The 12756-nt window shown below is 72.5% G+C and carries 11 protein-coding genes; 3 read left to right on the forward strand and 8 right to left on the reverse strand.

What is annotated here, in order from left to right:
• Positions 1–10: 10 nt before the first annotated feature.
• Both C1I95_RS12265 and C1I95_RS12270 read right to left on the reverse strand, forming a co-directional pair.
• On the reverse strand, positions 11–997 hold the full coding sequence (locus C1I95_RS12265; RefSeq protein WP_111213930.1) for a serine hydrolase domain-containing protein: 987 nt from the start codon (positions 995–997) through the stop codon (positions 11–13).
• 120 nt (positions 998–1117) lie between these two features.
• Positions 1118–1750 carry a TetR/AcrR family transcriptional regulator gene (locus C1I95_RS12270; RefSeq protein ID WP_111213931.1) on the reverse strand — a complete coding sequence of 211 codons (633 nt, stop codon included), beginning with the start codon at positions 1748–1750 and terminating at the stop codon, positions 1118–1120.
• A gap of 135 nt (positions 1751–1885) precedes the next feature.
• Here C1I95_RS12270 and C1I95_RS12275 point away from each other — a divergent pair, with 135 nt between their 5' ends.
• On the forward strand, positions 1886–3127 hold the full coding sequence (locus C1I95_RS12275; protein ID WP_111213932.1) for an acyltransferase family protein: 1242 nt from the start codon (positions 1886–1888) through the stop codon (positions 3125–3127).
• A gap of 80 nt (positions 3128–3207) precedes the next feature.
• Here the strand turns inward: C1I95_RS12275 and C1I95_RS12280 are convergent, their stop codons facing one another.
• A complete protein-coding gene (locus C1I95_RS12280; RefSeq protein WP_111213933.1) occupies positions 3208–5478 on the reverse strand; it encodes an alpha/beta hydrolase family protein in 2271 nt (756 codons plus the stop codon).
• Between the two features lie 372 nt (positions 5479–5850).
• Positions 5851–6528: a hypothetical protein gene (locus C1I95_RS12285; protein WP_111213934.1), complete on the reverse strand. Its 678-nt coding sequence runs from the start codon at positions 6526–6528 to the stop codon at positions 5851–5853.
• A 137-nt stretch (positions 6529–6665) separates the two neighbouring features.
• Between C1I95_RS12285 and C1I95_RS36905 the strand changes: the two genes are divergently transcribed.
• Positions 6666–6788, forward strand: coding sequence for a hypothetical protein (locus C1I95_RS36905; RefSeq protein ID WP_267900696.1), 123 nt, complete (start codon positions 6666–6668; stop codon positions 6786–6788).
• 11 nt (positions 6789–6799) lie between these two features.
• On the opposite strand, the gene C1I95_RS12290 is transcribed toward C1I95_RS36905, so the two are convergent.
• Positions 6800–7441, reverse strand: coding sequence for a TetR/AcrR family transcriptional regulator (locus C1I95_RS12290; protein WP_111213935.1), 642 nt, complete (start codon positions 7439–7441; stop codon positions 6800–6802).
• 80 nt (positions 7442–7521) lie between these two features.
• On the opposite strand from C1I95_RS12290, the gene C1I95_RS12295 reads away from it, so the two are divergent.
• Entirely contained in the window at positions 7522–8463 is a 942-nt protein-coding gene (locus tag C1I95_RS12295) for an NADP-dependent oxidoreductase (protein ID WP_111213936.1), read from the forward strand.
• A 6-nt stretch (positions 8464–8469) separates the two neighbouring features.
• Here C1I95_RS12295 and C1I95_RS12300 read toward each other — a convergent pair whose 3' ends face one another.
• The 3 genes from C1I95_RS12300 to C1I95_RS12310 all read right to left on the reverse strand — a co-directional run.
• Positions 8470–8727, reverse strand: coding sequence for an acyl carrier protein (locus C1I95_RS12300; protein ID WP_111213937.1), 258 nt, complete (start codon positions 8725–8727; stop codon positions 8470–8472).
• 2 nt (positions 8728–8729) lie between these two features.
• A complete protein-coding gene (locus tag C1I95_RS12305) occupies positions 8730–11840 on the reverse strand; it encodes a non-ribosomal peptide synthetase (RefSeq protein WP_111213941.1) in 3111 nt (1036 codons plus the stop codon).
• 14 nt (positions 11841–11854) lie between these two features.
• Positions 11855–12756: class I adenylate-forming enzyme family protein (locus tag C1I95_RS12310; protein ID WP_233513628.1), on the reverse strand; the 902-nt coding region annotated here is incomplete at its 5' end.

Raw genomic sequence — 12756 nt, forward strand, 5'->3', positions numbered from 1 at the left:
CGGCGCGCCGTCACTCCGTGGCGGGCAGGATGACGTGCTCGATCAGGGCCACCGGGGTGCGCCACTGGTCGGGGTCGTCGTAGTTGCCGGCGGTGATCGCCACGGTGAGGTCCAGGTCGGGCAGGACGACGAGGCGTTGGCCGCCGTTGCCCGTACCGGCCACCAGTCGGTGGCCCGCGATGGTTTCGAGGTACCAGTGGTAGCCGTATCGAGCGCCCCAGTGGGTCTGCAGGCGAGGCTGGAGCATCGTGCGGATCCAGCTCGCGGGGACGATCTGGTGGCCGTCCCACGTTCCGTCCGCGAGCACCAGCTCGCCGATCCTGGCGAGGTCGCGCGGGGCAAGCCGCAGCCCGGACGCGGCCGAGGCCACCCCGTCCATGCCGCATGTCCAGTCGACGTCGTCAATCCCCAGCGGTGCGAACAGCGCCGCTCGGGCGAACTGCGGCAGCGGCTGCCCGGTCCCGTCGGCGATCAACCGGCCGAGCAGCGCCGTGGCGCCGCCGCAGTAGGACCACCGGGCACCGGGTGGCTCCACGATCGGTCGCTCCAGCACGTACCGGTACCGGTCCGGTGCCAGCTCCATCGCGATCTCGGAGTTTGCCGGGCTGTCGTACGGGAAGTCTTCGCGCCATTCCAGCCCGAGGGACATGGTCAGCGCGTGCTCGACGGTGAGCCGGGCCCGTTCGGGGTCGGCCGCCAGGTCGGCGTGCTCCCGGAACTGTCGCAGCAGCGGCTCGGCGGGGTGCGGGACCAGGCCCTCACCGAGCGCGATGCCGTACAGCAACGCGGTCACGCTCTTGGTCACCGAGCGCAGGTCGTGCAACGTCTCGGGTCCGAACTCGACGACACCCAGCGAGGTGCCCCAGGTGAAGTCCGCACCTGCGTCGTAGTGCTCCAGCAGGGTCTGGCCACCGCGGATCGCCACCACCCCGTGCAGCCCGTCCAACCGCCCCGCCGACCGTGCCTCGGCCAGCAGGTCACGCACCTGGGTTGCCATGTCGCACTCCTTCGGCGGGGCGAGAGTCTGCCCCATGAATAGCACGCCCTGCCGAGCCCGGCGGAGGACAAATTCGCATCGTGGCGGTGCATCAGGGCGGCCGGCGGTCGGCGGCAGCGGTCAGTCGCCGGGCTGGCTGTCGGCGATGGAGGGCGGCTGGCCGAACAGTCCGTGCCGCAGCAGCCGCTGGTTCGCGGCGCTACGACCGGCCAGCACCTCCGGGTCGAACATGGGCCGGTCCACGTTGGGCTGCATGACCGGTTCCAGCAGCAGCGGTCCCAGGATCAGGCAGAGCATCTGGAACGGCGCCCATTCCGTCTCGCCGCCGGACCGGCCGCCTTCGGCGGCGGTGAGCCGGTCCAGTTCGGCGCGGGCACCGGCCAGCAGGCGGGCGAACAGGGCGGCACTGGCCGGGCTGTCCTCCAGCAGCACCCGCCGCAGGTACCCGCGCAGCACCGGATCGGCGCCGAACATCCGGGCGGACACCACCCCGAGCGAGGCCATCAGATCCTCGGTGCCACCGTCGAGGTCGCGAAGCGCGGCGCCGATCCGGCCCAGGACGTCCTCGTCCACGGCGGCGCGCAGCCCCTCCTTCGAGCCGAAATGGTGGATCACCAGGGCAGGCGACAAGCCGGCCGCGGCGGCCACCGCCCGGGCCGAGGTCGCCGCGAAACCGCGCTCGGCGAACAGCCGCAGCGCGGCCTCGCGCAGCCGCGCCCGCCCGGTCAGGTCCGATGCCGGCATCGCTCGCATACCACGAACGGTATGACATCGGCTCGGAGCGGGCCGCTGGGCGGTGCCGGCGAGCAACGCTCGGGGTTCTCCCCCAGTCCGATCCCCGGGTGTCACCCCATCCCTGACTAAACATGCGTTCAGTACGTTGAACACATGAACAATTCCGCCGCGATCGACCCGGCCGCGCCACCAGCCGACCCGCCCGACACCGGGCAGCGCCGTCCGCATCTGTATTACCTGGACAACCTTCGGGTGACGATGATCCTGATGGTGGTGCTCCACCACGCCGCCCAGGCGTACGGGCCGACGGACTGGTGGTACTTCCGTGGTGACCAGCAGAGCGACGCGCTGGCCACGGTGTCGGCGGTCGGTGGGGCGTTCCGGATGAGCCTGTTGTTCTTCGTCGCCGCCTACCTGGTGCCCCACTCGGTGGACCGCAAGGGCGGTTGGGGGCTCGCCCGCGGCCGACTCAAGCGCCTCGGCCTGCCGTTCCTGGTCGGCTCCGCCACGATCATCCCGGCCCTGATGTACACCTACTACGTCCAGTACCGCGGCTACCCACCGATCTCATTCGGCCGCTACTACCTGGACGTGTTCCTCGGCTTCGGCCCGCAGCCGGCCGACTGGACCGGCCCGATCTGGCCGGACCTACAGTTCGGGCACCTCTGGTTCATCCAGAACCTGCTCGCCTTCAGCCTGCTCTACCTCGCCTGCCGAGCGGTGGCCGGCCTGGCCCGCCGACTCCAGGGACACCGACGGCGCCGGCCGGCACCGGACTGGCTGACCCGGGTTCCCGGTCACCGTGCCCTGCTCGCCTTCACCCTCGCCCTGGCCGTGGCGGCATTCCTCGTCCGGATCCGCTACCCGCTCGACGAGTGGGTTCCGCTGTTCGAGTTCATCCAGGCCGAACCGGCCCGCCTGGTCCAGTACACCGCGTTCTTCGCCGCCGGGGTCCTGGCCTACCGGCACGACTGGCTGACCCGACTGCCCCGCCGTACCGGATACACCTGGCTGGCGGTCGGCCTGGCCCTGGCCGCGGGGCTGTTCGTCACCGGCACCGACACCGCCTACTTCGCCACCGGCGGCGCCTCCCTGGCCTCGGCCAGCTGGACCCTCGTCGAGGTGACCCTCTGTGTCGGACTGAGCGTCGGGCTGCTCACGCTCTTCCGGGACACGTTCACCGGCCACAATCGGCTCAGCCGCGCCATGGCCGGCAGCTCCTACACGATCTACATCGTCCACCTACCGGTCGTGGTGGCCCTCCAGTTCGCGTTCGCCCACGCCGGTCTGCCCGTGCTGGCCACCTTCGCCATCGTCGCGGCCCTCGCCATGGTGGTCAGCATCGCCGCCGCGATACCGATCCGCCGGATACCCGTCCTGCGCACGATCCTCTGACCACCAGCGGCCGGTCCGCCGGCCGGCGGTCGCGCGGTGGGGTCGGTCGGAGGCTGACCGACCCCACCGCGCGGTCGTGGTCAGGCCGGGTCGTCGTCGAGCACGGTCAGCCAGGCGAACCCGTCACCGATCACGACGCCGACCGGCGCCGAGATCGTGATCTTGTAACGGAGCGAGGCGGTGTTGACGATCGTGTTCCCGACGAGCGGCACCTGGATCGTCGCCCCGGTGGCCCCCTTCGAGATGGTGACCGGGAACGACTGCGCCGGCACCTGCCCGGCGGAAGACGATCCGCTCGCCGCCGTCTGGACCTGCACGGTGGCCGCCGCCTTCAGCTTCCCGCTCAACGCCAGCCGCATCGTGGCGGTGCCCGGACCGTCGCCCTCGGCCACCGTGGCGTCGTCGATGCTGACCTGGACCGCCGAGGTGGCACCACCGCGGCCGACACCCGGGCTGTCGAACGCGATGTCGGACAGGTACGCCCCACCGGTCGAGGAGGCCGGCCGGACGGTAAGCGAACGGACGCTGGTCACATCCACCCCGGACAGTGAGGAGACCGGCAGCCGGACGGTACGCAGCCAGGTCTTGCCCAGCCGGCTGATCCCGTTCGATGTGTTCGTCGACACCGGGAACGGGGTCAGCGCCGGGCTGACGTCGCCGACCCGTACGGTGGCCGAGGCGCCCTTCTTGTCGACCAGGGTGACGGCGAGGTCGACGTCACCGACCGCCGACTCGTCGCGGGCCACCCGGAAGGTGAGCGCGTCGTACTTCTTGACGTTCCCCTCGCCCGGGCCGAACGCCACCCGCACCTCGGGAGCCGTCGAGGACTCGCTCCACTGCAGGCGCAGCACCGGGCTGATCGGGACCGCCGGAGCGAACGTGGCCGGCGTCCAGTGCGGGACCTTGGAGGTGGCGGTGGTCGCCGAGCACGGGGTGTCGCCGGGGCGTACCCGTGCCGCCACGCTGTAGCAGTAGGCGCCCAGGTCGAAGCCGGTCACCGAGACGTTCGCCGCCGGGCTCTCCAGCGGGGCGAGGTCGAGCCGGCGCGAGCCGGGCTGCTGGGCCTGGGCGTGCACCTCGGCGCGGCCCGCCGACGGCACGGTGCCGTTGCGGCCGTCGAACAGCGGCAGGAACTCGGTCTCCCCGCCCTGCACGAGCCGGAAGAACCCGGCCATGTACACGGTCCCGACGGCCCGCTGCTCGGCGCTGGTCAGCCGGGTCGGAGCGGCGCTGCCGCACACCTCGTCGCTGGCCGGCGACCAGTCGTCGTTCGACGGCGCGATGGAGACCCCCGGCGTCCACTCGGTGTTGAAGAAGTTGTGGTTCGCTCCCATGATCATGAGGGAGGAGCGCAGCACGTCGTCCGGCACCGAGTAGCGGGTGTCGTCGTAGAAGTGCTGCCCCTGCTGGTTGGAGACGTCACCGTCGCAGTACGGCAGCAGCACCGCCATCGGCACGTCCGGCAGCGTCGGCCGGCCGAAGTCGACGGGGGCGAGCGGCAGCACAGCCCGGATGCCGTACGGGTGCTTGCGCTCGGCGTTGAGCAGCGCGGCCTCGACCACGCCCTCACCGCCCCGGGAGTGCCCCATCAGCCCGACGTTCGACATGTCCAGCCGGCCGGACAGCGGGTGCCCCTTGGTCTTGTTCCAGTTGGCCAGCAGGTCGAGGTTGTCCATGACCAGCTGACCACGGGCCAGGGCGCCGTTGTCGTCGGTGAAGCTGGCGTCCTTGGCGTTGATGCCGTTGGCGCTGATCGACACGACGACGTAGCCGTGCGTGGCCAGGGCCTCCGCCGTCTCGGTGTAGCCGAGGTAGCTGTCGATCGAGATGAAGCCGGTCGCACACGGCCAGTTGGTGTTGTTGGTTCCCCGGGTGGTCGGGTTGTAGCAGGCCGAGTGCCGGCCGTGCAGGAAGATCACCACTGGCCGCGGGCCCTTCGCCCCGGTCGGGGCGTAGACCGCGCCGCGGATCTCGGCGGGCAGATCGCTGAGGCCGGAGAGCGTGGTGGCGGTGTCGCCGAGGTCGTAGTCCAGCCGCTCGACCTGGTACGGCCCGGGCTGCGCCGGATCGGTGTAGAGCTGCTTCTTCTGTAGGCCCTTCGGGGTGATCGGGGCGGCGGCCGACCGCCGGGTCGAGGCCGCCGAACCGGGCACCACACCGTTCCACGCGACCTCGACGCGCTTCGCCCCGGCGACGCCGGGGTCGGTGGTCTCCACCACCAGGCTGAGCCCGTCGGGCGACTCCTGCGCCGCCCCGATGACGTGGCCGTCGACGGCGAGTTCCGGGGCCGCGTCGCGTACCGGCAGCGGCTCGTCGAGCCGCAGCGTCACCCGCGACCCGCCGTCCGGCAAACTCTCGACGGTGAATTCTGCTGAGTTTGTCGATTCTTCGATAGGCTCGGCGGCGGCGGAAGTGACCATCAGACCGGATGCGGCGATGCAGCCGGCAAGGGCGGCGGCCGACACCGCGGCCGTCAGTCGGACTCGCCCCCGCAGGGGTGCGAAACGGGCCATCTGCGACTCTCCTCTTCGCGCCGTCAGATCAGCGCGAGCGGACCGTACGAACGGCGTGTTCCAGGAGATCGCCACCACGGCAACGGGCCGGTTGCCGGGTGATACAAGCCTGTTTCGAAAGATCACTCCAGGCGCGTTAGGTGACCACTCGAACCTTTCGGTGGTGCGCCGGCAAACCGGGAAGATCGGGATGGATCATGGGCGCGGCTGTCAGCCGTGGGAGCCTTCGGCCGCCCCGTCCGGGCTGATGCCGCCGTCTCCGGCACCGGTGTTCAGGTACACGTGTTGGTGACCCTGCTCCGCATCGATGTTGATCTGGTCGAGCTGCGTCGCGGCCACCGACCACGTGGCGGTGGCGAGGTCGGCCTGCCGCGCGGCCAGCGCCAGCTGATCGTCGCGCACGGCGGCGGGGCCGGCCGCGATCAGGGCGACCGAGTCGACCGCGACGGCGGCCTGTTCCACCGCACTGCGTAGGCCGCTGCGGGCGACGTTGGTCGCGGTCGTGCCCGAGGGCGGGTTCTCGAACTGCTCGGTCAGCCGGCGCATGGTCTGCTGCCACTGGCGGACCTGAGACGCCTCGGGCGTGCGTCCGGATTCCGTTTCCTGCTTCACGGCCAGGAGGATCGGCGAGAGTTCGTCCCTGGTCCGACGCGCCATCTCGGTCAGCTCGATGATCTGCTGGACGTCGCGCTCGGCCTCCGCCTCGTGCAGGTCCGCGATGCTCGACTCGGTCGGGCCCGGCCGCCCCACGACGAAGCCGATCAGGCCACCGACCAGGCCCACCACCAACGCCGCCGCGACGGCGCCGACGACCATCCTCGGGCTGGGCCGTCGCCGCTGCGACGGTGGGTTGAGCAGGTAGGAGGGCCTTCCGGTTCGACGGGACATCGCATCCTCACATCGACGGCTGTTTGGCCAGGAGGATATCCGCAGACGACGTCCACAGTCGATAGTTCCGCACCAGAAGTGCGAACTTTTATCTGGACGGACGAAAGCGCCCGAGGATGGCCGCGACGAGCACCGACATGACCACCATCAGCACGGCGCTCACCGCCGCCATGAGTTGGAATCCGTGGGTGAACGCCTCCCGTGCGGTGCTGAGCAGCAGGTCACCGAGCGGCCTGCCCGGCCGGGACGGTCCGGCCTGACGGCCGGTGGGTCAGTGCGGGAGGATCCCGACCTGATCGAGCCGAGGATCCGGTGCCGCGTCCGGTGCGGGCTGGGGCAGCGGACTGGCCCCGTACGGCCGGAGCCCGTCGAAGATGATCCCCAGATAGCGCCGCCACAACTGCGGCGGCGCATCGGGCACGAAGCTGACCACGTGGCTCGGCGCGCACATCAGCAGGATCACGTCCGTCGCGGTGATGTCGGCCCGGAGCGCGCCGGCCGCCTGGGCGCGCTCGACCAGCACGGTGATCTCCTCGAAGAGGCGGCCACGGGACTCGGTCAGCCGGTCGTTGAGGTCGCCGGCATCCCGCAGGAACGACAGGTCCAGTTGCTGCTGCCGGCTGGCCGCGGCGTCGAGGAACTCCAGCAGCGCGGCACCGGCGTCGGCGACCGTCGCCAGCCGTCGCGCCAGCGCGGTGAGCCCGTCGACCCGATCGAGCACGACCGCCGCGAGCAGGTCCTCCTTGGTCGGAAAGTGCCGGAACACCGTCCCCTTGCCGATGCCCGCCCGCCGTGCGATGTCCGCGACGGACGCCGCCAGGCCCCGCTCGGCGAACTCCGCCTCCGCCGCGGCCAGCAACGACGCCCGGTTGCGCGCGGCATCGGCGCGTAGTGGGCGGTCGGGGGTGGGCACGGGAAACAGCCTAACAAGTTGACCCGCCGGTCCGGTTATGCCTAACCTGACCGCACGGTCCGTTTGATTGCGAGGAAGACATGAAGGCTGTTGTCGCGACCGGCTACGGGCCACCCGAGCGGTTCACCATCGCCGAGGTACCGATTCCCCGCCCGGGTCCCGGCCAGATCCAGGTACGGATCGCCGCCGCGTCGATCAACCCCGTCGACGTCCGGCTACCCGGTGGCGACTACCGGGGCGTCGCCGAACTCACCTTCCCGCACATCCCCGGCAACGACTTCGCCGGAACCGTCAGCGAGGTCGGTGCCGGCGTCACCGGGTACCAGATGGGAGACGAGGTCTTCGGGCACGCCATCCCCCGCGCACTGAAGGCGATCGCCGGCGCCGGCCGGCCGAGCCTGACCACCGGGACCCTCGCCGAGTACGCCGTGTTCGAGGCGGACACCCCGTTCATCGCGCACCGACCAGCCGGCCTGGACGTCGCCGACGCGGCCGCGCTGCCGACCGTCGGCCTCACCGCCCGCGCCCTGATCGCCACCGCCGCCCCGAAGCCGGACGACACCATCCTGGTCATCGGCGCCAGCGGTGGCGTCGGCACCACCCTGCTGCCGCTGCTGACCGGCGCCACGGTGATCGCCACCGGACGGCCGGAGGACGTCGAGCCGCTGCGCGCGAGGGGCGCCACCGAGGTCATCGGCTACGACGGGGACTACCCGAGCGGGGTGGACCTGGCGTTCAACCTGGTGCTGCCCAGCGACCGGCTCCAGCGGGTCGGGCGCGCACTGCGGCCCGGCGGGCGGCTGTACACGATCACCTTCCCGATGCCGAAGCCGGAATACCTGGACCGCGACGACGTGCTCTTCCAGCTAGTGCTCGACGTGGACGGCCGCCTCGGCGGGATGCGCGAGGTCGCCGAGCTGACCCCGACGATCGGTCGCCGCTACCCGCTCGACGACGGCGTACGGGCCCTCACCGACTTCGTCCGCCGGCACACCCTCGGCAAACTCGTGGTGACCGGCTGAGCTGGGCTACCCGACGTCGGAACCGGCGGCGGTCAGCAGCGCCACCAGGTCGTCGATGGTGTCCAGTGGGCGGCCGGGACCGTTCAGCTCGACCTCGACGTCGTACTCCAGCTCGATCGCGTCGACCAGGCGCAGCAGTCCGAGGGAGTCGACGCCGAGGGCGATCATCGACCCTCCGGCGAGCACGTCGGCCGGCGAGACCTCCCCGCCCGTCGCCTCGCCGACCAGCTCCGCGATCCGTTCGCGCAGTTCGCTGGTGCCCATGCTCAGAACTCCTTTCCGGACTGCCGGACGATCTCGGCGATCTCGGCGATGGTCGGGGTGTCGAAGAAGGCGTCGAGCGGCACCTCGACCCCGAGTCGCTGCTGGATCCGGCCGCTGATCCGGGTGATGTGCAGCGAGTGCCCGCCCAGGTCGAACAGGTCCTCGTGCACGCCGACGTCGGGGATCCGCAGCACCTCCTGCCAGATCAGCCGCAGCTGCTCCACCACCGGGTCCGCTCCCCCGGTGCCGACGGTGCCCGGGTCCGCGTCCTGGGGCGGATCCGCGCTGTCCCGGGGCGTGGGAGCGGGCAGGGCGGCCCGGTCGACCTTGCCGTTCGGGCTCAGCGGCAACCGGTCGAGCGTTACGTAGTCGGTGGGCAGCACGGCCTGGGGCAGGCTCAGCGCCAGGTGCCGGCGCAGCTCCGCCGGCTCCGGAGCGGCACCCGCCCGGGCCACCACGTACGCGACGAGGCGGGGCTCGTCGGTCTCCCGCCGAAGCATCGTGACCGCCCCGGCCACGTCGGGATGGTCGAGGAGCCGGGCCTCGATCTCCCCCAGTTCGATCCGGTGGCCCCGGATCTTGACCTGGTGGTCGGTGCGGCCGAGGAACTCGATCCGCCCGTCCGGCAGCCACCGGCAGCGGTCGCCGGTGCGGTAGAGCCGCTCCCCGACCGACCCGAACGGGTCCGGCACGAACCGCTCGGCGGTGAGGTCGTCCCGCCCCAGGTAGCCGACGGCCAGCCCGGCGCCGGCCAGGTACAGCTCACCGGGCAGCCCGACCGGCACCGGCCGGCGCGTCTCGTCCAGCAGGTACGCCCGCACGTTGGGCAGCGGCCGGCCGATGGTCACCTCGTCGGGGTCGACGGGGATGTCCGCCATCGTCGCGTACACGGTCGCCTCCGTCGGCCCGTACCCGTTGATCAGTCGGGTGGTGCGGGCCCGCAGGTCCCGGGCGAGGGCGACCGGCAACGCCTCGCCGCCGGCGACCGCGACCAACGGTGGCGGGGTGATTCCGGCGGCGTCCGGGGCGGGCCCGCCGAGGCCGGCCTCCAGCAGCACCCGCCAGCCCGACGGGGTGGCCTGGGCGTGGGTCACGCCGGCGGTGCGGATCAGCCGCAGCACGCCCGCGCCGTCCAGCGCGCTGACGGCCGAGGCGACGACCACCCGGCCCCCGGTGACCAACGGCAGGAACACCTCCACGGTGGAGATGTCGAACGAAAGCGAGGTGAGGTGCAGCCACCGGTGCTGCGGGCCGCTGCCCAGCAGGTCCCGCACGCCGAGCAGCAGGTTGGCCAACGCCCCGTGGTGCACCGCCACGCCCTTGGGCCGGCCGGTGGAGCCGGAGGTGTAGAGCAGGTACGCGAGGTCGGCCGGGGTCGGCGACGCGGCGGCGGGTTCCGCCGGAGTCGGGCCGTCGAGCAGGTCGACCCGGTCGAGAGCGAGCGTGGGCCACGGCGAATCGGCGGCGGTCGCCGCCACGACCAGCGCCGGGCCGGCGTCGGCGAGGACCGCATCCTGGCGGGCCGGCGGGTGGCCGGGGTCGATCGGCAGGTAGCCGGCACCGCACCGCCACACCGCCAGCATGGCCACCACCGCCTGCCAGGACCGGTCCAGGGCGACGGCGACGAGCGTGCCCGGGCCGACGTCGCGCTGCCGCAGCAGCGCGGCGAGCCGGGCGGTGGCGGCGTCGAGCTGGGCGTAGCTCAGCGTCCGGTCGCCATCGACCACCGCCGCCGCGGCCCGGTCCGCGGCGACCCGGTCGGCGAACAGGGCCGGCACGGTCACCCCGACGGGGTACGCCCGGGCGGTGTCGTTCCAGCCGCCGGTGACCTGGTCGAGTTCGTCGGCGGGAAGCACCGGCAGCTCGGCCGCCGGCCGGTCGGGATCGGCGACCACGGCGGCGAGCATGGTGCGCAGGTGCCCGCCGATCCGGCGTACCGCGTCGGTGTCGATGGCGGCGGGGCTGTGCTGGAGGCTGACCGTGATGCCGGTCGGCGCGTCCACGATCTGTACGTGCAGGGCGTTGCGGGCGGCCCCGCAGAACAGGGTCCACTCGACCTCGCTGGCCACCCCGGGGAAGACCGGTTCGTCGCCGCGCCGCCGGTAGCCGATGCTGATCGGCGTCAACGCCGGCGCGGGCCGCAGGCCGGACACGGCGTGGGCCAGCGGCACGGCGCGGTACCGGTACGCCTCGCGCAGCCGGGCCCGGACCGCGTGGGCATGGTCGCGGAAGGTTCCCTCGGCCGGGTCGGCGGTGACCGGCAGCTCGTTGACGAACAGCCCGATCCGGTCGGCCTGCTCCGGGGTACGGGTGGACAGGGCCAGCCCGACGGGGGTGCCCTGGTTGCCGTACCGGGCGAGCAGGGCGTGCAGGACGGCGAACAGCAGCTCGAAGCGGGTCACCCCGAGTGACCCGGCGGCCCGGCCCACGCCGTCGACCAGCTCGGCGGGCAGTTCGACGGTCACCGCGGCGCCGGGCTCCGCACCAGTGGGCAGCCGACGCAGACCGGGCAGGGCGATGTCACCCGGGCCGGACCAGTGCCGGGCCCAGTAGGCGCGGGCGGCGGGCAGGTCGGCGGCGACGCGCTGCTGTTCGGCGGCGGCCAGGTCCGCGTACCCGTCGGCGCCGGGCGCGGCCACCACCGGGCGCCCGGTGTGGGCGGCGGCGTACGCGGCGGCCAGATCCCGGGCCAGCACATCCTTGGACGTACCGTCGAAGGCCAGGTGGTGGGCGGTGACCAGGAGCAGGTGCGTGCCGTCTGCGCCGGTCAGCAGGGTGAACCGGGCCAACGGTCCGGTCCGCAGGTGGTACGGGCGGGCGATCTCCTCCGCGATGCGCGCATCGGTCAGCTCGCCGAAGGTGACCGCCGGGCGGGTGTCCGCCGGTGCCAGGCGGGGGGTGCCGTCGTCGTCGCCGGCGATCCGGGCGCACAGCACCGGGTGCTGTTCGGCCAGCGCGGCACACGCCGCGACGAGGGCCCGACGGTCGAGTTCGGCGGCGAACCGTACGCCCAACGCCATGTGGTACGCCGTGCCGGCCACCCCGGCCTGCTCGGTGAACCAGACGGCGTGTTGTGCGGAGGTCGCCTCGGCGGTGCCCACATGCTCTCCCATGGTCATGCTGGTGGTCAGTTCTCGAACAGGTCGGTGAGCTGCCGCTTGAGCACCTTGCCGCCCTCGTTGCGGGGCAGCTGGTCCAGCAGCAGGAGCCGGGCGGGCAGCTGGTAGTCGGCCAGCCGGTCGGCGAGGAAGCCGCGCAGCACCGGCAGGGACAGCCCGTCCGCGCCGGCCGACGGCCGGGGTACGACGGCGGCGGCCACCGCCGAGCCGAGCACCGGATGCGGGACGCCGACGACGGCGGCCTGGGCGACCAGGGGGTGTTCGTGCAGCGCCGCTTCGACCTCGAGGGTGGAGACCTTGAACGCGCCGGTCTTGATCACGTCCTGGTGCCGGTCGGTGAGGTACAGGTAGCCGTCGGCGTCGACCCGGCCGACGTCGCCCATGCGTACCCACCCGTCCCGGAAGGTGACCCGGTTGGCGGTCTCGTCGCGGTAGTAGGCGCGGGGGAAGGGGGCACGCAGCCACACGTCGCCGGTCGTCCCGGCGGGCAGCGGGTTGCCGTCGGCGTCGGCGACCATCAGCTGGCCGCCGACCGGCCGACCGACCGCGTTCCGGCGGGACGGGTCGTAGATCATGGTGGTCTGGGCCGGGGCCGCCTCGGTGGAGGTGTAGTAGTTGACGATGGTGGCCTGCGGGAACGCCTCGGCCAGCCGGGCCGCGACCGCCGGGGGCAGTGGGGCGGCGGTGGAACCGATCAGCTGTACGCCGCCGATGTCCCGGCCGCGCAGCGCTGCGGAGTCGAGCAGCTCGACGGCGATCGACGGGACGACGAAGACGCTCGCCGTGCCGGCGGCCCTGGCCTGGCGTTCCTCGATGCCGACCAGGTCGTCGGGTGGCGCGTCGGGCACCTCGTCGTCGAACCGGGCCAGTACGGGGGTGGCCAGCGACACCAGCGCGGTGAGCGCGATGC

Source organism: Micromonospora craterilacus (genome assembly GCF_003236315.1).
Taxonomy (GTDB): domain Bacteria; phylum Actinomycetota; class Actinomycetes; order Mycobacteriales; family Micromonosporaceae; genus Micromonospora; species Micromonospora craterilacus.

What these genes read in the sequence shown, in the direction of transcription:
- C1I95_RS12275 (WP_111213932.1), top strand. Translation starts at nt 1,886, where the DNA reads ATGAACAATTCCGCCGCGATCGACCCGGCCGCGCCACCAGCCGACCCG.
- C1I95_RS12270 (WP_111213931.1), bottom strand. Translation starts at nt 1,750, where the DNA reads ATGCGAGCGATGCCGGCATCGGACCTGACCGGGCGGGCGCGGCTGCGC.
- C1I95_RS12285 (WP_111213934.1), bottom strand. Translation starts at nt 6,528, where the DNA reads ATGTCCCGTCGAACCGGAAGGCCCTCCTACCTGCTCAACCCACCGTCG.
- C1I95_RS36905 (WP_267900696.1), top strand. Translation starts at nt 6,666, where the DNA reads ATGACCACCATCAGCACGGCGCTCACCGCCGCCATGAGTTGGAATCCG.
- C1I95_RS12300 (WP_111213937.1), bottom strand. Translation starts at nt 8,727, where the DNA reads ATGGGCACCAGCGAACTGCGCGAACGGATCGCGGAGCTGGTCGGCGAG.
- C1I95_RS12295 (WP_111213936.1), top strand. Translation starts at nt 7,522, where the DNA reads ATGAAGGCTGTTGTCGCGACCGGCTACGGGCCACCCGAGCGGTTCACC.
- C1I95_RS12305 (WP_111213941.1), bottom strand. Translation starts at nt 11,840, where the DNA reads ATGGGAGAGCATGTGGGCACCGCCGAGGCGACCTCCGCACAACACGCC.
- C1I95_RS12265 (WP_111213930.1), bottom strand. Translation starts at nt 997, where the DNA reads ATGGCAACCCAGGTGCGTGACCTGCTGGCCGAGGCACGGTCGGCGGGG.